Annotated in this window: 16 protein-coding genes and 1 pseudogene; 7 read left to right on the top strand and 10 right to left on the bottom strand. The window is 69.2% G+C overall.

Translation table 11 applies throughout. The features are described from left to right. Positions 1-29: 29 nt before the first annotated feature. Positions 30-1289, bottom strand: a complete 1260-nt coding sequence (locus ACFWY9_RS04325) for a DUF222 domain-containing protein (protein WP_378338123.1) — start codon at positions 1287-1289, stop codon at positions 30-32. Positions 1290-1851: 562 nt separating this feature from the next. On the opposite strand from ACFWY9_RS04325, the gene ACFWY9_RS04320 reads away from it, so the two are divergent. From ACFWY9_RS04320 to ACFWY9_RS04305, 4 genes are all read left to right on the top strand, one after another. Then, complete coding sequence (locus tag ACFWY9_RS04320) at positions 1852-2295, top strand: nuclear transport factor 2 family protein (RefSeq protein ID WP_378331010.1); 444 nt, start codon at positions 1852-1854, stop codon at positions 2293-2295. A 99-nt stretch (positions 2296-2394) separates the two neighbouring features. Beyond that, entirely contained in the window at positions 2395-3879 is a 1485-nt protein-coding gene (locus ACFWY9_RS04315; RefSeq protein ID WP_378331011.1) for an FAD-dependent oxidoreductase, read from the top strand. Beyond that, on the top strand, positions 3876-5000 hold the full coding sequence (locus ACFWY9_RS04310) for a hypothetical protein (RefSeq protein WP_378338122.1): 1125 nt from the start codon (positions 3876-3878) through the stop codon (positions 4998-5000). Before ACFWY9_RS04315 ends, ACFWY9_RS04310 begins: the two co-directional genes overlap by 4 nt. A gap of 30 nt (positions 5001-5030) precedes the next feature. Continuing rightward, entirely contained in the window at positions 5031-5633 is a 603-nt protein-coding gene (locus ACFWY9_RS04305; RefSeq protein ID WP_378338121.1) for a TetR/AcrR family transcriptional regulator, read from the top strand. A 13-nt stretch (positions 5634-5646) separates the two neighbouring features. On the opposite strand, the gene ACFWY9_RS04300 is transcribed toward ACFWY9_RS04305, so the two are convergent. The 3 genes from ACFWY9_RS04300 to ACFWY9_RS04290 all read right to left on the bottom strand — a co-directional run bounded on the left by ACFWY9_RS04300 (position 5647) and on the right by ACFWY9_RS04290 (position 9937). Beyond that, positions 5647-6825, bottom strand: coding sequence for an AAA family ATPase (locus ACFWY9_RS04300; protein WP_378338120.1), 1179 nt, complete (start codon positions 6823-6825; stop codon positions 5647-5649). A 108-nt stretch (positions 6826-6933) separates the two neighbouring features. Beyond that, a complete protein-coding gene (locus ACFWY9_RS04295; RefSeq protein ID WP_378331015.1) occupies positions 6934-7494 on the bottom strand; it encodes a snapalysin family zinc-dependent metalloprotease in 561 nt (186 codons plus the stop codon). Positions 7495-7669: 175 nt separating this feature from the next. Then, positions 7670-9937 carry an ATP-binding cassette domain-containing protein gene (locus tag ACFWY9_RS04290; RefSeq protein ID WP_378338119.1) on the bottom strand — a complete coding sequence of 756 codons (2268 nt, stop codon included), beginning with the start codon at positions 9935-9937 and terminating at the stop codon, positions 7670-7672. Positions 9938-10009: 72 nt separating this feature from the next. Between ACFWY9_RS04290 and ACFWY9_RS04285 the strand changes: the two genes are divergently transcribed. After that, complete coding sequence (locus ACFWY9_RS04285; RefSeq protein ID WP_378338118.1) at positions 10010-10786, top strand: TetR/AcrR family transcriptional regulator; 777 nt, start codon at positions 10010-10012, stop codon at positions 10784-10786. Between the two features lie 70 nt (positions 10787-10856). Continuing rightward, positions 10857-11612, top strand: coding sequence for a hypothetical protein (locus ACFWY9_RS04280; protein ID WP_378338117.1), 756 nt, complete (start codon positions 10857-10859; stop codon positions 11610-11612). A gap of 15 nt (positions 11613-11627) precedes the next feature. Here ACFWY9_RS04280 and ACFWY9_RS04275 read toward each other — a convergent pair whose 3' ends face one another. From ACFWY9_RS04275 to ACFWY9_RS04250, 6 genes and pseudogenes are all read right to left on the bottom strand, one after another. Next, a complete protein-coding gene (locus ACFWY9_RS04275) occupies positions 11628-11834 on the bottom strand; it encodes a ferrous iron transport protein A (protein ID WP_378331019.1) in 207 nt (68 codons plus the stop codon). Continuing rightward, entirely contained in the window at positions 11831-12073 is a 243-nt protein-coding gene (locus tag ACFWY9_RS04270; RefSeq protein ID WP_378331020.1) for a glutaredoxin family protein, read from the bottom strand. The genes ACFWY9_RS04275 and ACFWY9_RS04270 overlap by 4 nt, the downstream gene beginning before the upstream one ends. After that, positions 12070-14211, bottom strand: a complete 2142-nt coding sequence (locus tag ACFWY9_RS04265; protein WP_378338168.1) for a phage holin family protein — start codon at positions 14209-14211, stop codon at positions 12070-12072. Before ACFWY9_RS04265 ends, ACFWY9_RS04270 begins: the two co-directional genes overlap by 4 nt. 135 nt (positions 14212-14346) lie before the next feature. After that, positions 14347-14715 (bottom strand): annotated as a pseudogene (locus ACFWY9_RS04260) (DedA family protein); the annotation flags it as partial. A 71-nt stretch (positions 14716-14786) separates the two neighbouring features. Next, positions 14787-15578 carry an MBL fold metallo-hydrolase gene (locus ACFWY9_RS04255; RefSeq protein ID WP_378331021.1) on the bottom strand — a complete coding sequence of 264 codons (792 nt, stop codon included), beginning with the start codon at positions 15576-15578 and terminating at the stop codon, positions 14787-14789. Between the two features lie 72 nt (positions 15579-15650). Continuing rightward, complete coding sequence (locus tag ACFWY9_RS04250; RefSeq protein WP_378338116.1) at positions 15651-17846, bottom strand: germacradienol/geosmin synthase; 2196 nt, start codon at positions 17844-17846, stop codon at positions 15651-15653. 427 nt (positions 17847-18273) lie between these two features. On the opposite strand from ACFWY9_RS04250, the gene ACFWY9_RS04245 reads away from it, so the two are divergent. Further along, positions 18274-19287 carry a S1 family peptidase gene (locus ACFWY9_RS04245; RefSeq protein WP_378338115.1) on the top strand — a complete coding sequence of 338 codons (1014 nt, stop codon included), beginning with the start codon at positions 18274-18276 and terminating at the stop codon, positions 19285-19287. The last annotated feature ends 57 nt before the right edge of the window (positions 19288-19344 follow it).

Below are 19344 nucleotides of genomic sequence, written 5' to 3'. Positions count from 1 at the left end.
GCACATCCGGCCGCCGCCGGAGGGCCTGATCAGCCAGGGGTGGGTACGTGGAGGATGTTTCTTCGGGGTCTGCGTAACGGATCCACGTAATCTGGCGGGATGAACTCCGGCAATCCGTCTTCGGCGATGCGGACCTTCCAGTCGGCTTTGTGTAGCAGCCGGTGATGCGCGCCGCAGAGCAGGACGAGGTTGCGGAGGACGGTGTGTCCGCCGTTCATCCACGCGACCACGTGGTGGGCGTCGCAATGTCGGGGTTTGCGATGACAGCCGGGGAAGGCACAGCCGCCGTCGCGGATGTTCAGCGCTTTGCGTAACGCTGGGGTGACAAGTCGTTTGGCGCGCCCGAGGTCGAGGGGTTCGCCCTTGGAGCCGAGGACTGCGGGGATGACCTGGCAGTCGCAGGCCAGCATACGGGCCTCGGTTGCGGTGATGGTGCTGACCATATCCAGGCACGCCGTACCCAGCTTGGACTTCAAGTCGTCCAGCGTCACGGTCACCAGGAGCTGGGCGCGGTCGCCGCCGGGCACATCCGGCACGTTGGCGAGCATGGCGATGGCTTCGCCGAAGGCTTCCCCGTACCGCTGGGACGGTGACCGCAGGTCCGGCCACTTGTCCTCCCCGGCGGGCCGTGGTGTGGCGAGAGGGTCGAGAATCGTGCTGAGGCGGGTTCCGGTGATGGGGTCGAGCTGTCCGTCGATGTCGAACCAGCCGTCTTTCCGTTGCCGCAACCGCAGTTCCGGCTTCCGCTCCGGCGGATCCGGGTCCTTCGGGGGCTTCCCGTCCTGGTCCATGCGGGCCAGGATCTCGTCAGCGGCCTTCACGACCTCTTGCGGTGTGGCGTGCCGGGCCAGCTCGACGAGGATTTTCTCGGCGCTGCTTCTATCCTTTTCGGACACAAAGCTGGGGACCTTCTTGAGGAACTGGAGAATCCGGTCGCTGTGATGCGGCCCGATCTCACCGTCGAGCGCGGCCGCGTGCGTTGCTGGCGCGGCGGCGGGGAGTTCGCTACCGTCGATATTGCGGCCGGGGTTCAACCCGTGGGCTCGGTCGAGGTACTTTTTGGCTTCACCACGCGACATTCGCGCCATGTGCGCGAACCACGCCGCTGTCGACCCATACCCGTACAGCTCGGACACACCGCGAGAGTCGATCTCCGCGAGGAACTTGCCAAGCTCAGCGTCCAGGCGCCACAAGGATTCCAGTCGTGTACGCACCTCGTCGGCGAGTGCACGACCGGATCGCCGCCACAGCTCCTGCGGCGGTTCCAGAGTGGACAGGTTCTCGGACACACCACCATCATACTGCGTCGATAGAACATATGTTCGACACGATGGGGTGAATCAAGATCGCGTGAGTGGTTCCTCAAGGTTCTGGACCGTGTCGGCGAATGTGGTGACCGTCGGATGCCCGTGCTGTCGATCAAGGACCGCAAACGCGACGTGGCCGAGGAAACGGTTGTTGATCAAGGCTTTCCGGAAACCTGTGCGACCACGGCTGGATCGTTGCTCAAGACACCGCAACCCCAGGCGTCCAGTACGACTCGTTGGTGACTGTGACTTCGGGGAGATCGTCCTTCTGCTCGGGGGGCCAGGATGTCTTCAGCCGTGTGAAGACGGGTGCGGGAGATCGCGTGTGTGACGCTCCCGGCGAAGTCCGCCCGCCTCGCAGCGGTCGCGTACCTACCTGGGTCAAGAAGGGCGATCGTGTCATGGGCAATGGCTCGTAGCCGGCTGCTCGTGGCCGCCATCGTCGCGGGGTGCCTGTGTGGTGTGCAATCCATTCCGCCTGGCTCTCACGGTCATGGCCGATTTCCGCCGGAAGTTCCGGCGGCGATCGTCCACAGTGGCCGGTATGACGACGTCATCGACAACGGACGCCGAGGCAGTGCTTAAGGGGATGTACGCGGCGGAGGCCGAGTATCTCGCCGCGGGCGGGCCCGGCAAGGCCTCCTTTGCGCCGCTTGCTCCCTTCTTCGCGCGGCATGTCGTGCTGCGCCAGGCGGATTCCCTGCCGTACGGCGGGGAGTGGCGCGGTCACGCGGGCATGGAGCGGTTCTTCGTCGCGATGAGCGAGACCTGGGAATCCTTCGACATGGTCGAGCAGACCTTCCTGAGCCGTCGTAATCCGCTCGTCGTGCTGACCCGGGTGCGTGCCAGGGCGCGGGCGACCGGGCGTGAACTCGAGTTCCCGATCCTGCAGACGATCACCGTCGAGTACGGCCGGATCATCGAGGTGTTGCCGTTCTACTGGGACACCGCCGTGATCGAGGCGGCGTGCACTGATTCCCCGGCCTAGGCCGAACGCGGGCAACGGCACCGTGACTGTTGACATGCTCGCGCCGTCATTCATACATTATCTCCAACTTTGTATGAATGACGTTCGGAGTTGGTTCGCGTGAAGCTCGGCAACACCGCTGTCGTCCTCGGGGGAAGTGCCGCTGGTCTGTGTACTGCCGGGGCGCTGTCCCCGTACTTCGACCAGGTGCTCGTGCTGGAACGGGACGAGCTGCCCGCGGAGGCCGAGCACCGGCGCGGCGTGCCGCAGAGCAAGCATCCGCACTTCCTGCTGAACTCGGGCCGCCGGGCGATCGGCGCGTTGTTCCCCGGTTTCGAGGATGACCTCATCGCGGCGGGCGGACTGCACCTGATGCCGTCGATGGACGCCGCCTACCTCGACAAGGAGGGCTGGTCGGCGCGCAAGCGCAGCGCGATGACGATGATCTACAGCTCGCGGATCCTCATCGAGCGGGTGCTGCGCGACAAGGTGCGGGAGCTGGCCAACGTGGTCATTCGCGAGGGCGTCGCCGTGCGGGGCCTGGCCACGACGGGCGGGGCCGTCACCGGGGTCGAGATGACCACGTCCGACGGTGACGAGCACCTGGACGCCGACTTCGTCGTGGACGCGATGGGCCGGGGTTCGCCGGTCGCCAAGTGGCTGGCGGCGGCGGGCTGGCCGGAACCCGAGGTGCGCACCCTCGACGCCAAGGTCACCTACACCTCGCGCTGGTACGAGCTGCCTTCGGCGCCGCGGCGACCGGCGTCGTGGTGGTGGCAGCACCTCGTGCTCATGCCGACCCAGGACCGGGGTGAGCATCCCGCGGAGCACGAGTTCCTGGTGAACTTCTTCCCGATCGAGGGGAACCGCGTCATCGCCTGCATGGGCTCGTGGGGCCTGGAAATGCCGCGGACGACCGACGCGTTCGTCGAGTCGGCCCGCCGGGTGCGGACCCCGTTGTTCGCCTCCGCGATGGACCGGTGCACGCCCACCTCGGAGGTGCACCTGACCCGCTCCACCGGCAACAGGTGGCGGCGCTACGACCGCTGGGCGAACCCGCCGCGGGGCCTGGCGTTCATCGGCGACTCGATCTGCGCGTTCAATCCGTTCTACGCGCAGGGCATCAGTTCCGCGTCGGGTTCGGCTCTGCTGCTGCGCGAGCACCTCTCCCGTGCCACGAGTCTCGACCCGGGGTTCTGCGCGAGATTCCTTACAGCGCAGCGCAAACTCCTCGGGGTGCCGTGGAGTTTGGCGATGGCCCGCGATCAGGGTTACGAATGCGCGGAGGGCACCGAGCGGTTGTCCGGGTGGAAGCGCCGCCTCCTCGCGGCCGTGTCCGCCCCGGCGTTCAGCCTCGTCGTCGGTGCCGCCCGGGAGGACGACGTCGTCGACGAGCACTTCGCCAAGGTGTTCAACCTGGACGAGTCGCTGGGCGAGATGATCAGGAACCCGCGGGTGATCGCGGGGCTGGTGCGCTACTGGTTCCGCGCCGCGCTGGGGCGGCACCGGGTGCCCTTCGGTTTCGACCCGCAAGCCGAGCCACCGGCCACCGACTACTCGGCGGGCGGTACGCGGGACGCCACGATCACGGCGTCGGCGGGATGAGCGCCGGCTGTGGGCCCGAAGTGGAGGCCGTCACCCGCGGCCTCGGCTTCGACTGCAACGACGTCGCCCCGGCGGTCTCGGTGCGCGCGCCTTGGGGACTCGCCCACTGGACGATGCCGCTGCTCGAAGTGCTGATCATCGGCGGTGCCGTGTTCGCGCTCGTGCACGCCGTCCGCCGGTACCGGGCGGGCGATCCGGTCAACCTGGCGCTGTGGTGGACCTCGCTGGTCTATTTGTTCGTGACGGAACCGCCGCTCTACTTCCCGGAGTGGTTCGGTCTCGACCGGCTGTACGGATTCATCTTCGCGCACAACCAGTTCACCGTGCAGTTCATGGGAGACCGGCTGCCGCTCTACATCGTCGCGTTCTACCCGATGATCAGCCAGCTCGCCTACGAACTCGTCCGCTCGCTCGGGATCTTCGCGCGCCGTGGCCCGGTGGCCGGAGCCGTCGTAGTCGCCTTTGCCTGCCAGGTGTTCTACGAGGTCTTCGACCAGGTGGGCCCGCAGCTGAAGTGGTGGGCCTGGAATCCGGGCAACCACATCGTCAACCACCCCGCGCTGGCCTCGGTCCCGATGACCAGCATGCTGTTGTTCGCCTCGGTCTCGATGGCGGCCATGACCTACCTCGTCGTGCGCTTCACGGGTGGCCGAGCCAGGGACGGCGGACCGCGACGCGGCTGGGCGCTGGTACCGCGCATCCTGGCGGCGGGTGTCCTCACCCCACCGGCCATGGCGCTCGCCGGCATCCCGGCGAGCCTCTTCGGTGGCGACCACCCCAACGCGACCGCGCAGGCCTGGGTGCTCGGCGTCGAGCTGGCCCTGGTCTGGCTGGCCGGGGCGTGGATCGTCGTGGCACACCTGCGTTCCGCCGGTCGCGGAACGGACGAGCCGCTCTCCGCCTTCGGCCGGTACTACCCCGCGATCTACCTGTGCGGGTTGGCGGTGTGCTGGATCGGCACACTGCCGGGCTATTTCGGCGCGCACGACGGCGTCACCCGCGACGGCACCCCGATCGGGAGCGGGCCTTACGCACTCGCCTGCTTTTTCGCCGCCGGTCTGTTGCTGGCCGCGCAGCATGCGAAACGGTTCGCCCGCCCGGCCGTGTCCGCCATCGGTTGACCAAGTGGCTCGTCTGAGACGATGGGCGGCATGGGGTACCACGGATGGCAGGGCGACCCTCCCGGCGCCGAGGACGAGGCACGCCGCCGGATCGTCAAGGCGGCGATAGCGTGCATCGACCGTGCCGGGCTGGCCAAGACCAGCCTCTCCCACGTCGCGGCGGAGGCGGGCGTGACCCGGCAGACCGTCTACCGCTACTTCGCCGGTCTGCCCGAAATCCTGCGGGCCGTCGCCCACGCGGGTGCCGAGGAGTTCGCCGAGCGGATGCGGAGTCACCTGGCCTCGTTCGACAGCCCTGTCGAGGTCGCGGTCGAATCCGTCGTGTTCGCCGTCCGCAGCCTGCCCGACGAGCCCTACTTGGGCCTGCTCCTCCAAGCCGGTGAAGCCGATTACTTCACTGCCGGGACCGCCACGCCTCCGGCCTTCTCGCTGGGCGCCCGGATCCTGCGTGACGCCGAAGTCGACTGGGCGGCCGCCGGTGTCACGACCGACGCCGAACTCCAGGGACTCGCAGAGATCCTCATGCGACTGTTCATGTCCTTCCTGCAGTACCCCTCGACACCGCCGGCCACCGACGACGAACTGCGCGGCCTCGTCCGCCGCTGGATCGGACCGGCGTTGCGAGAGCCCTGAGCGATACGCCAGGTCAGCGTTTGGGCCAGTACCACGAGGGACGGTCCAGCGTCCCCTGTCCACTGAGGACGGTCTGGCCGAACTCCTTTTCGAGCGCAAGAGTGTTCACCTCGATTCCCAGCTCGGCCGACACCGACTCCAGCCCGCGGATCAGCTGCCGCGCATGGGAGACGACGATCAGCTGGGTCGCCTTCGCCGTCTTCGCGATGAGTTCGGCGAGTGCGGGCAGCAGATCCGGATGCAGGCTCGTTTCGGGTTCGTTGAGCACCAGCAGCTCCGGCGGCCGGGGCGTGAGCAGCGCGGCCACCCAGAGCAGGTATCGCAGCGTGCCGTCGGAGAGTTCCGCGGCGTCCAGCGGACGCAGCAGCCCGTGTTGCCGGAAACGCAGGACGAACCGGCCGTCGACGTTCCCGATCTCCAGGGTGGAGCCGGGAAAGGCGTGGTCGATCGCGGTGTGCAGCGAGTCGCCGCCGCCGGACTCGTGGATCGTCTGGAGCGCGGCGGCGAGATCACCGCCGTCGTGGCCGAGGACCGGGGTGCGCGTACCGATCCGGGGAATCCGCGCGGGTGCCCCGGAATCGGTGCGGAAGTGGTCGTAGAAACGCCACGAGCGGATCCGTTCGCGGACCACCAGCAACTCGGGCGCGCGCCGGGGATCGGCGAACTCGCTGAGCATGCTGTCGGTCAGCCGGATCTCGTGCATGTCTCCGGACCAGGACCCCCTGGCCTCGCGCGTCCGCACCATCGGCCCCGCGCGATCGGCCAGCAGTTTGGCCGGGCGCAGCACCGGCCCGCTCCACACGCACTCCCGTTTGAACTCCGGGTCGAGGCCGAACATGGTCTCCGCCGGGACGGGCAGGCCGAGGTCGAGCGCGTAGCCGAACTCCGTCCCGGCGAAACCGAGCCGGAGCCCGACCGGTTTCGTCCGCCGGGTGGCCTGCACCGGATGCGCGCCCGAGCGGACACCGCGGCCGATGGTCTCCGGGCCCGCCCACAGCGTGGAGGGCAGCCCGCCTTCACGGGCGAGCGCGGCGACGGCGCCGTTGCGTGACGCGTCGGCGAGCAACCGCAATGCCCGGTACAGGCTCGATTTCCCGCTGCCGTTCGCGCCGGTGACCAGCGTCAGCCGGGACAACGGCAGCACGAGATCTCGCAGGGACCGGTAGTTCTCGACAGCCAGGGTGGTGAGCACCCCGCCAAGCTAGCCGCCACCCCCGACAATCTTGTCGAACACGAGGTCGAAGGGGACTTTCCCCGCCCGCCGCGGCGAGGAAAGCCCCCTTCGGTCAAGGGGTGAGCGCTAGTGGCTCGGCACCGGCATCTGCTCGTAGATCCGCGTCGGGACGCCCGCGCTCCGGAAACCGTTGGCCCACAAGGACTGCACACGCGACGCCTCTTGCTGGTTCGGGTTCGCGTTGTGGCAGGACGGGCCGGGGCCGCCGCCGGACATCAGCTCCGAGCACGGTCCCTGGTAGTGGTCGGGCAGGCCGAGGGCGTGCCCGGTCTCGTGCGCGGCGATGCGGATCTTGTCGTACTGCTGTGCTTGGCTGTAGTCGATGAAGATCCGGCCGCTTCCGTGGCCGTCGGTCTCGGCGTACGAGCCCTGCGGGTCGTTGCCCTCCTGGTAGCGCAGCGTCGCGCCCGAGGCCCGCTCCTGCAGCTGCACGTTCGAGACCGCGCGGTTCCAGTTCGCCGCGCCCGCCCGGATGACGTCGCGGAAGGTGGGTGCGGCGGAGGTGTCGTAGTACACCGTGGTGACGGCCGGTGCCGCCGCGGGCGCGGCGAGCGCGGTGCCCGCGGTCAGCGGGGCGGCCACCACGGCCAGCGCGGCGGCACCGGACAGCAGAAACTTCCTCGACATCAGACAACTCCTCGCCGTACAGGGAAATTTGCCGGGTTTCGCGCGCGCTGGAGTGAATCTAGAGAGCGCTTCGCGTGCTGTGACCCGACTTTCGTACTGCGTGGATGATTGGTGATTTACCAATTGGCGTGGAGTATTGACATCAACAGGTACGCATACGACAATCCCGCGCTGCTCAGCGGTCGAGATAGGTCCGCAGATGGCGGGCGGTCAGGGTGTCGGCGTTCTTCACCAGTTCGGCCGGAGTGCCGGTGAACACGACGCGGCCGCCGTCGTGGCCGGCGCCGGGGCCGAGGTCGACGATCCAGTCCGCGTGCGCCATCACGGCCTGGTGGTGCTCGATGACGACCACCGTGTTCCCGCCGTCCACCAGCCGGTCGAGCAGGCCGAGCAACTGGTCGACGTCGGCGAGGTGCAGGCCGGTGGTCGGCTCGTCGAGGATGTACGTCGAGCCCTTCTCCGCCATCCGGATGGCGAGCTTCAGCCGCTGCCGTTCGCCACCGGACAACGTCGTGAGCGGCTGGCCGAGGCTCAGGTAGCCCAGTCCGACGTCGCCGAGCCGGTCGAGGACCGTGCGGGCGCCACCGGTGCCGAAGAACTCGCGCGCCTCGGTGACCGACATGGCGAGTACTTCGCTGATGTCCTTGCCGCGCAGCTTGTGCTCCAGCACCGCGGGCGTGAAGCGCTTCCCCGCGCATTCCTCGCAGGTACTGGTGACACCCGCCATCATCGCGAGGTCGGTGTACACCACGCCGAGGCCCTTGCACTTCGGGCACGCGCCTTCGGAGTTCGCGCTGAACAACGCCGGTTTGACGCCGTTGGCCCTGGCGAACGCGGCGCGGATGTGGTCGAGCAGCCCGGTGTAGGTCGCCGGATTGCTGCGCCGCGAACCGCGGATCGCCGACTGGTCGACCACCACGACGCCCTCGCGTTTCGCCAGCGAACCGTGGATCAGCGAGCTCTTCCCCGATCCCGCGACGCCGGTGACGACGGTCAGCACGCCGAGCGGGATGTCGACGCTGACGTCCTGGAGGTTGTGCAGCGTCGCGCCGGTGATGGAGATCCGGCCGGTGGGCTCGCGGAAGACGTCCCGCAACCGCACCCGGTGATCGAGGTGGCGTCCGGTGAGCGTGTCCGACGACCGCAGCCCCGCGACGTCGCCGGTGTAGCACAGCTCGCCGCCCGCCGAGCCCGCACCGGGCCCGAGGTCGACGACGTGGTCGGCGATGGCGATCGTCTCCGGTTTGTGTTCCACCACCAGGACGGTGTTTCCCTTGTCCCGCAAGCGAAGCAGCAGGTTGTTCATGCGCTCGATGTCGTGTGGGTGCAGCCCGACGGTCGGTTCGTCGAAGACGTAGGTGATGTCGGTGAGGCTCGACCCGAGGTGGCGCACCATCTTCACGCGCTGCGCCTCGCCGCCGGACAGCGTGCCGGATTCCCGGTCGAGGCTGAGGTAACCGAGCCCGATCCCGATCAGCGAATCGAGGGTCTCCAACAGGCCCTCGAGCAGCGGCGCGGCCGACGGTTCGTCGAGGCCGCGGAGGAAATCGGCCAGATCGCTGATCTGCATGGCCGCGCATTCGGCGATGTTCCTCCCGCCCACCTTCGACGCCAGTGCCTTCTGGTTGAGCCGCGCACCCCGGCAGGTCTTGCATGTCGTCACCGCCGCGGCCCGCTCGACGAACGACCGGAGCCGGGGTTGCAGCGCGTCCTTGTCCTTGCTCAGGTACAGCCGCTTGACCTTCACCGCGAGGCCCTCGTAGGTGAGGTTGGCGGTGCCGACCCTGACCTTGGTGTTCTCCTTGTACAGCAAGGCATCCCACTGCTCGGGGCTGAAGTCCTTGAGCTTGGTGCCGGGGTCGAAGAACCCGGACTGGAGATAGATCTGCACGTACCAGCTGTCCGGCGTGAAGCCGGGCACGGTGATCGCGCCTTCCTGTAACGAAAGCTCGACGTCCACCAGTTCGCCGACGTCCAAATCGGACACTCGCCCGATGCCCTCGCAGGCCGGGCACATGCCCTCGGCGAGATTGAAGCTGAACGCGCCCGAGGTGCCGGCGTACGGGGTGCCGAGCCTGCTGAACGCGATCCGGAGCAGCGTGTGCGCGTCGGTGGCGGTGCCGACCGTCGAGCGCGCGTTCGCGCCCATCCGTTCCTGGTCGACGACGATCGCCGCGCTCAGATTGCGCAGCGCGTCGACCTCGGGACGGCCGATGCGCGGCATGAACGACTGGAGGAACGCGGTGTAGGTCTCGTTGATCATGCGCTGCGATTCGGCGGCGATCGTGCCGAACACCAGCGACGACTTCCCGGAGCCGGACACCCCGGTGAACACGGTCAGCCTGCGCTTCGGGATGTCGAGCGAGACCCCGGTCAGGTTGTTCTCCCTGGCCCCGCGGACCTCGATGACGTCGTGACTGTCGGCAGCCTCGAGCCCCGGCATGAATCCCCCTGATAATTTATGCTGTAAGGAGTTGGCCGGGTCACGGTACTTTATGCTGTAAGGAGTTGCAAGGTGGTTGTCTTCGCGGCGCAGGGCGACGCCCGCCGTTCGATGGCCCTGCTCTGGCGTGAGGGCGCGTCCGCGCAGGTCAAAAGCGGTCCGAGGCCCGCGCTCAGCGTGGACGAGATCGTCGACGCGGCCATCGCCATCGCGGACGCGGACGGGATGGCGGCGCTGTCGATGCGCGCGGTCGGGGACCGGCTCGGGCGGACGGCGATGGCGCTCTACACCTATGTGCCCAGCAAGGCCGAGCTGCTCGACCTCATGGTCGACCGCGCGCTGGCCGAGCTGGCGGGCGAGTACGACCTCGAAGCGGGCTGGCGTGCTGCCGCGACGGCGTTCGCCGAGGACCTGTGGACGTTCTACCTGCGGCATCCGTGGCAGCTGCAGATCTCCTACGCCCGCCCGGTGCTCGGGCCGGGGGAGTTCGCGTTGCAGGAGACGGTGCTTCGCATCCTGTTCGCGACCGGCCTGCCCGCCCACCGGGTCCGCTGGGTGCTCGGCTCGGTGTTCAGCCTCGTGCGCGGTTCGGCGCAGATCGCGGCGGAAGCCCGGCTCGCGGCGCGGGAGATCGACGTCTCCGAGGAGGAGTGGTGGTACACCCGGTCCGGAATGCTCACCGAACTCGCACCGGATCTGGCCGAGCGGTTCCCCATGGTGACGAAGCTGGGCGGCATGGAACCCGACCCGGACGACTGCACGCCGTATCTGGAGCGCGAAGCGCGGTTGACGTTCGAGGCCGGGCTCCAGATCCTGTTCGACGGCGTGGAAGCCGCGATCGCCGGTTGACGAAAGACGGGTGCGGCGCCCGACGATCGGGCAATGTGCGCGGTGCCGGCGAACGACGACGCTGGGCGACATGCTCGAACGACTCAAGACCCCGCCGCGCGCGGTGCCCGGTTCCTGGTTCCCCGGCCGCTTCGTCGGCGGCGGAGCGCTGATCCTCGCCCCGCCGATCTGGTTCGCCGGATTCCTGTTGCGCTACCTCGGTTTGCATGGCGGACAGTTCACCGACGCCGAACTGGACGCCTTCGCGGAGTTGCCGTTCGCGGCGCCTGCGCGGCTGGCTTCCTACGTGCGTGACCCGGCGTTGGTGACCGCGGGCGACGCGTTGTTCGTGCTCGGCGCGATCCTGCTGTTCCCGGCGTTCGTCACGCTCGCCCACCTCGCCGTGCGCCGGTGCCCGAAGCTCGTCGCGTGGGGCGGCACGCTGCTCGTCTTCGGGCTCTTCGCCCGCGCCTATTTCGCAGGAGTGGACCAGACCGCGTTCCGGCTCATCGCGGAGAACGGCCTCGACGACACCGTGCGGTCGATCATGGCGGGCTACGCCGACATCTCCTACGGTCCCTGGCGAGTCCCGGTCACCGCGTCCGCCTGCCAGTACGCGGGAGGACTGCTGCTCGGCATCGGACTCTGGCGATCCGGCGTGTTCGGCACCGGGCGGACACTGGTCTTCCTGGCGAGCAACACCATCTGGATGGGTGTGCTCAAGGAGGCCGTGGTGCCCGACCTCGTCTTCACCGGGCTGCTGGCGCTGGTCCTCGTGCCGCTGGGAATCCAGGTGCTGCGGGACCGGCGCGGTGAACCGGTGGCGCCGAAGCCGCTCGGCTGGTGAGTGTCCACAAAGGAGTCAGCGGCGGCGTTCCGGCGGTGGCGGCACCGGCTTGGCCGCGACGACGGCGTCGAGCGGGACGACGACAGGGCCGCGTTTCGTCTCCACCGTGCACGTCGCGGCGTCGCGGGCCAGCAGCGTGCCGAGCGCGTCGGTGAACCCGTCCTCGATCCGGTAGCGGACGACGACGCGGGTGCCCAGCGGCACGTCCGGCAGTCCGCTCACCGGTTCAGGTGCGCGGTCAGCTCGTCGTCCGACGGCTCGACCAGATGCGTGCCGTCCGGCCAGACGATCGTCGGGATCCGCCGTGCGCCGTCCTGCAGTTCCCGCACGCGTGCTTCGGCGGCGGAGTCCGCCTCGACGTCGATGTAGTCGTACTCGACGCCGGTGCCGTCGAGCAGCGCCCGGCTGCGCTTGACGTCGGGGCACCAGCTCGCGCCGTAGACGGTGAGCTTCGTGGTCAAGAACGGACCTCCGAACGTTCGGCGTGGATCTCTTCGGGCTCCTCCAGCTTGCCCGAACCCGGTTCGGGGTGGCCGAGGAAGGTCAGCCAGTCGCGGAACACCCTGTGTACCGCCTCGGCACCCACCGGCTCGCCGGGCGCCGGGAACTCCTTCGGGAACGCGAGGAACCCGTGCTGCTGCGGACCGCCGAGCCCGCCGTGCGAGCCGACGTGCGTCTCGAACGGCGAGGCCTGGTCGGAATCCGCGTCGTACCGGCTGTTGATCATGATGTCCGCGCAGTGCGGGAAGGTGTCGACGCGGCGGATCAGATCCGCCGCGTGCGGACCGTAGGGCAGCAGCGGATCCTCGCCGATCACGACGCCGGTCGCGAGCCGGTGCAGGCCGTCGCGGCCGAGTACCACCGGGCCGAATTCCCGGCTGCGGACCAGCATGAAGCCGACGCCGGGGTGATCGACGAGCGTGGGCACCAGTTCGGGGAACTCGCGCTCGATGGTCTCGAAGTCCACGCGCGCTTCGTGCTCGGTGAACGACACCATCGCGAGGTGCCCGGACACCACCGCGACCACCCCGGGCGCGACGCGGGTGACCTCGCCCGGTGCGCCGCTGGTGGTGCGCGGCCGGTCGTCCGCGCATTCGGCGTCCTCGACCCTGGCCCGCAGCCGCCGGGCGATCAGGCCGCCGCTCGCGGCCGCCTCGGCGAGCCCGGCGTTCATCTGCCAGCTCTCCGCCTGACGTCGTTTGCCGGGCGCGACCGGCGACGTCCCACCGCAGAGCCTGCCGATGTATTCCTGGATGCTTTCGCCGAACCGCTGGGAGAAGGCGTTTCCCTGGGTCTGGCCGTGATCGGAAAGCACCACGAGGTGATACCGCCGGGGCGCGATCTTGCTCGCGCGGTGCAGCCGGGCGATCTGCTGGTCGATCGAGCGCAGCACGGCGAGCGTGTCGAACCGCTCGATGCCGGAGTGGTGCGCGACCTCGTCGTAGCCGAGGAAATCGGCATAGACGACAGACCGGCCGTCGAGCATGTCGCCGAGGATCGCGGACACCACGACGTCACGGGAGATCACGGTCGTTCCCGGGCGCGCCAACGGATACAGCCCGCCGCGCGGGACTCGCGGCAGAACGCCCGCGCGGCGTTGGCGTGTCGAGGCGATCAGCTCCCGGCCGACGTCGACCAGCGCGATGATGAACGTCCGCACCGCGTTCACCGGGTTCGCGAAATACGCGTAGTACCCGTCGCCGACGCGATGGTGCCTGCGGTGCCGCAGGTTCTTCGGCACGAGCACCGGCACGGAACTCATCGTGAGGCTGACGTGCTCGGCGTCGCCGCTGAACAGGTTGCCGTGGCTCGCGCCGTCGTGGGAAAGCAGCCCGCGGCCGTCGGAATGCCGCCGCTCGATCTCGGCGGCGTCGCTCGGGTGCGCGCACGCCATGACGTGGTCGCGATCCTTTTCGTACCACCGGAAACCGAGGATGTCGTGGTTGGATCCGTGCAGGATCCCGCAGACGCTCGCGCCGGTCTGCGAACTCCAGTCGGTGTGCCAGCGGGTCAGTGAGTGGCTGCCCTCGTTGAGCCACGCGGCCAGCGTCGGCATGTCGCCGTCGCGGATCGCGCGGCGCGCGATGTCGTGACCGAGACCGTCGATCTGCAGGAACACCACACCCGGCGGAAGTTCCGCGTCGTGGCCACGGCTGTGTCGTTGCCGCCGCCGGGCGGCGCGGCGGAAGAAGACCTCGTCCTGGTCGATCGCCAGCAGACTCGACAGCGCCACGCTGACCACCGCCATCGCGACGACGACCAGCACCGCGGTGCCGAAGCCGTCGATGCGGACGCCGGGCACGGCCTCGAAGACCGCGAGCGCGCCCGCGCCGAGCACCAGGAAGCTGCCGACGCCGAGGGTGAAGAACGCGATGGGCATCGCGATCCGCATGATCAGCGGCCACACGACCGACGCCAGCACGCCGAGCAGGAACGCGCAGACCAGCCGCTGCCACCAGTGCGGCATCGCGAACCCGTCGAGCCAGACGTCGAGCAGGTGCAGCGCGCCGCTGACGAAGATCCAGATCACCAGGACGCGGGCGACGGTCCGGCCGCCGCGCAACAGGCGTCCCTTCTCCTTGTCCTGTCCGGTTTTCACCGCCGCCTCCCGCTTCTTCTTGACCAGCCTGCCGAGCACGTTCGTCAGCACGGTGACCAGCAGGACCAGAACCGTCGCCAGCAGCGTGGCGACCAACGGCGAGTCGAAGATCCCGCCGCTGAGGATGCCCAGCAGGGCGTAGGCGACGGCCCACAGCACGCAGGCACCGAGCGCGGCGGGCGCCAGCCGCCGCCACGGGTAGTTCAGCGCGCCCGCGGCGAGCAGGACCGGGATCCGCCCGGCGGGCACCAGCCGTCCGATGATCACCAGCTGCCAGCCGCGCCGGGCGAACTGCTCACGGGCCTTGGCGAGCCGGTCGGCCTGCTGACGCCGCGCGATCCAGCGGACCGCGGCCTCGCTGCCGAACTTCGGCACGGCGAACGTCACCACGTCCCCGATGTACGCGCCCAGCACGGCGAGGACGATCACGACAGGCAGGGACAGGTGGTCGGTGGTGGTCGCGACTGCCGCGGCCGCGCCGACGACGGCGCCGGTCGGGACCACCGGGATGATCGAGCCGAGCAGGACGCCGCCGAAGAGCGCGGGGTACCCGATCGCCGACGGGTCGGACCAGTTCACGCCAGATCCGTGGTGGCGGGGAGGGCGACGTTCTCGCCGGGTTCGGTGAGCAGCACCTCGCAAGGATGCCCGGCGGCCGCGACCGCCTCGGCGAACCGGCGCGGCGGGTCGGTCAGCAGCCGGCGCATCCGGGCCGTGCGGCTCAGCCCGCGGACGGCCAGGGTGCCCCAGTGCACCGGGACCGCGATCCTCGCGCGCAGCAGCCCGGCCGCGACGGCGGCGCGTTCCGGGTCGAGGTGGCCGGGTCCGAGGTTCGGCCCCCAGCCCCAGACCGGCAGCAGCGCGACGTCGACGGGCCCCAGGTCCGCCATCTCGTCGAAAAGGTCGGTGTCCCCGGCGGAATACACCGTGGTGGCGCCGTCGGTGACCAGGTGCCCGAGCGCGGAACTCTGCGGGCCGTGGGTCAGCCGCGGGCCCCAGCGATGTCCCGAGTGGACCGCTCGGGTGGCCGTGATCCGGAGGTCACCGTCGGTGATCGTCTCGCCCTCGGCGATCTCCTCGACGTCGCGGAAACCGCGCTTGGCGAGCCAGGCGCCCGCCCCGCGCGGGACGACGATCCGGGTGCTCGCGCCGATCAGCCGCAGCGACGGCAGGTGCAGGTGATCGCCGTGCAGATGCGAGATCAGCACCAGGTCCGCGTCCGCCCAGTGGCGCGGGTCCGGCGCCGGCACCACCCTGGTCAGCGCGCCGATCCGCGAGGTCAGCACGGGATCGGTGAGCACGACGCGGCCGCCGAGTTCGAGCCGGACCGTCGAATGGCCGAGGAAACGCAGGTTGAAGCCGCTCACGACGTCGAGTATCGCCGGTGAACTCGGGGAATGCCCGGCGGAGTGTGGACTTCCACACTCCGCCCCGGCGGGTCAGCGCGCGGCGAGGTGCAGTGCGGTCGTCCCGATCCCGGTCGGGCCGCCGAGCAGGGCCGGCGTGCCGATCGGGCGGCGCGCCTCGGCCTCGTCGTAGCGGGTCACCGTCATGTGCCAGTGGTGACATCCGGCCAGGTAGTGCTTCAGGCCCTCGACGTGGTCGTCGAGGGCACGGCGAGTTTCGGTGCCGAGGTCGTAGGCGTCGACCAGTGCGGGCAGTTCGACCGACGCCGCGTGCTCGAACTCGCGCAGGCGGGCATCGACCAGGTCGGTCACGACGTCGAACGCGCGCTCCCGCGGCGTGTCGAGGAAGGTTTCGACCACCAGCACGGCGTTGTTGATCTCGCCTTCGAACTGGATCTCCTTCTGGTACGAGATGACGTCGTTGAGCAGGCCGGGATAGTCCGCGGCGGCGTGTTCGAGCGCCTGGAGCGGCCGGGTCCGGAGCAGTTCGGGCGGGATCGCGGACGTGTCGAGGCGGGACAGGAGCATGGTGAGTTCGGCGCCGAAGGTCCGCCGCCGCATCTCGATGTAGTCGACGGGGTCCGGCACCCGGCGCTGGATCCGGTTGCCCAGTTCCCACAGCCAGCTTTCGAGCATGTCTTCGACGGAGTGACGAAACGTCCGTCGCGCACGGACCGAAAGCGGTTTGGCGGTGCGTTCCCACAGGTCCGCCAGCCCGCGTTCCAGCGGCGTCAGCGGTTCGGGCATGGGCTCGCAATCGGTCGGCATGAACTGGAGGAGCCGCTCGTGGCACGCCTTCGCGGCGGCGAGGTCGCCCGCGCGGCCGAACACCTGGGGGTAGTAGTCGTCGGCGTAGGTACCCCAGGTCATCCAGCCGCTGGTGGCGTCGAGCCGCTCGGCGCTCGCGTCCGGGTGCGTTCCGGCGGCACACAGGGGTGCATCGACCGCTTCGAGCTTCCGCCGGTCCCAGACGACGTCGTCGAGGAGGCCCATGCGCTGGGCCCACCCGGCCGCCCGCTCCCGCGCTCCGTCGAGGTGCGGGTTCAGCGTGAGCGGGAACGGCATCCGCAACGACGGGCGCGGGCGGGCGCCGACGGTCTGATGCGGCACGTGCTGGTAGCCGCGCAGTCGTTGCGGCGCCGTCTCGGCCACCGACGTGAAGATCCGCGCGGCCGACGTGCCGATCCCGGCGGGCCCGTTCAGCAGTTCGGGGCCGCCACGCGTCTTCAACGCCCCTTCGTTCATGTACCGGCTCGACCGCAGATGCCATTCGTGCCCGCCCGCCTGCCAGTCCTGCAGGCCCTTGACGTATGCGGCGGTCGCCGCCTGCGCCGCCGGGTCGATGCCGTGTTCCGCGAACAGCGCGGGCACCTCGGTGAGCGCGGTGTGCTCGAACTGGTGCAGCCGCGAGGTGATCAGGTCGTTGACCGCGTCGGCGGCCTCCTGCGTACCGAGCCCGAGGAATTTCTCCAGCACGAGGACGCCGTTGGACAGCTCACCCTCGTCGGTGACCTCGCGCTGGTAGGAGAAGAGGTCGTTGCGCAGGTGGACGCTGTCGGCGAAGCAGTCGCGCAGGACGTGCATCGGCCTGCTCGCGGCGATCTCGCCGGGCACCTCGGCGTCCACCGAATGTTCGACCAGGTTCGCCGACCACGGCGCCCCACCGACCTTGCGGCGCATTTCGATGTACTCGATCGGGTTGGCGATCCGGCCCTCGGTGATGTTGGCCAGTTCCCACAACGATTCTTCCAGCAGGTTCCTGGTGCTTTCGACGAACCGGCGGCGCCAGCACTCGGAGCGGGCGGGCACGGTGCGGTTCCACAGATCGGCGAGCCCGCGTTCCACCGGGTTCTCCGGTTTCGCGGTGATTTCCCCGGTGACCGGCATGAATTCGGCGAGCCGGTCGAGGTACGCGCGGGCACCGGCGATGTCGCCGGTCCGTTTGTACAGCTCGACGAAATGGTCGTCGAAGTAGAAGACCCAGACGTACCAGTCGGTGATCAGGTCGAGTTCGTCGGCGCCCGCGTCCGGATGCGTGTACGAGCAGAGCAGCGCGTAGTCGTGCGAGTCGAGGTCGTGCTCGTCCCAGATCACCGTGCCGTGCTGCGGCACGTCGATCATGTCCATGCCGTACGCCCACGCCTTGCTGTGCTCGCGCGCACCCTCCAGATGCGGGTTCAGCCTGGCGGGATAGGGCATGTAGAACTCGGGCAGTACGAACGGCTGCACGCGGGGTACCTGGCCTTCCGGCGTTCTGCGACACGACGATCCCGACCCGCTGAGGCAACCAAAGGTCGCGCCGTCCCGCCAAGGTCCGCGGCGGTGTTGCACACGATCGGGAGAGTGGGGTCCCTCGCCCGGACCAGCGGCGTTGACCAGCGTGTCAGGCTCGCGTGACCCACAAGTCGCACGAGGCGCTCACCCCGGCCGGGTATCGGCCACGGGCAGTGCCAGGGCTCGTCCTCGGCGCCGTTCGGCGGCAGAATCAGTGCGCCGAATGCCGCGTTTTGACCGCTTTTGTCCGGATAGCTTGGTTATTAACCAACGATCGTCGGTAGTGCGTTGGTTGCCGAGAAACAAGGGTGGGCGGTGTCCCCATGGTGCGCGGCCCCGGCCGCGCAGGCTTCGACCCGGCACAACTGGAGGAAAGTTTTTCATGGCTCTCCGGAAGAATCTCGCCGTGTTCACCGTCCTATCCGCCGCGGCGCTCACCACCGGTGTGTGCTCGTCCGCGGCGACCGCGAGCCCGCTCGCCTTCGCCCAGATCCAGGAGGCCGCGATCACCCAGGCCTCGCAGGTCGCGGACAGCCTCGGCGCCGCGTCCGGCGGGATGTACCTCGACAACGGCAAGGCCGTCGTCAACGTCCTCGACGACGCCGCGGTCCAGAAGGTCCAGGCCGCCGGCCTGACGGCCAAGAAGGTCGCGCACAGCTTCGCCGCGCTGACCGGTGTCAAGGAATCGCTGGACACCGTCCGCAACGTCCCGCAGACCACGTGGGGCATCGACACCAGGACCAACCAGGTCGTCGTGACGATCTACTCCGCGGCCACGAAGTCCACTTCGGACACTGTGACCGCCGCGGCGGCGAAGCACGGCGACGCCGTCCGCGTCGAGCACAAGACCGGCAAGCTCGAACTGCACATCAAGGACGGCGACGCCATCAAGAACGAGCAGGGCCGCTGCTCGCTCGGCTTCAACGTCAAGAAGGGCAGCACCCCGTACCTGCTCACCGCCGGGCACTGCACCAACCTCGGCGGCACCTGGGCGGGCGGCGACGTCAGCGGTGCCAAGGTCGTCAAGAGCGACTGCCCCGGCGCCGACTCCGGCTACCTGACCCGGCCGAACGGCACCGGCCCCGGTGAGGTCAACACCGGCCAGAAGATCACCAGCGCCGCGGCGCCGACCGTCGGCGAGAAGATCTCGAAGCAGGGCTCCACGACCGGTGGCGGCACCGGCGAGGTCACCTCGGTCGACCAGTCGGTGAACTTCGACGTCGGCGTGCTCAACCACGAGTTCGGCACCACCGCGCACACCGACCACGGTGACTCGGGCGGCCCGGCCTACGACGGTGAGAAGGGCCTCGGGACGCTGTCCGGCGGCGACACCCAGACCAGCTACTTCTACCCGCTGACCCTGGAACTGCAGGCCTACGGCCTGACCCTGGCCTGATCCCGCGTGCCGTTAAGGCCACCTTACGGGCGTCTGACGCCCGTAAGGGTGTGTCTT

Origin of the sequence: Amycolatopsis sp. NPDC059027 (assembly GCF_042739735.1) — a bacterium.
Taxonomy (GTDB): domain Bacteria; phylum Actinomycetota; class Actinomycetes; order Mycobacteriales; family Pseudonocardiaceae; genus Amycolatopsis.
Note: the sequence above shows the minus strand (reverse complement) of the source record. Positions and strands in the feature narration are given on the sequence as shown.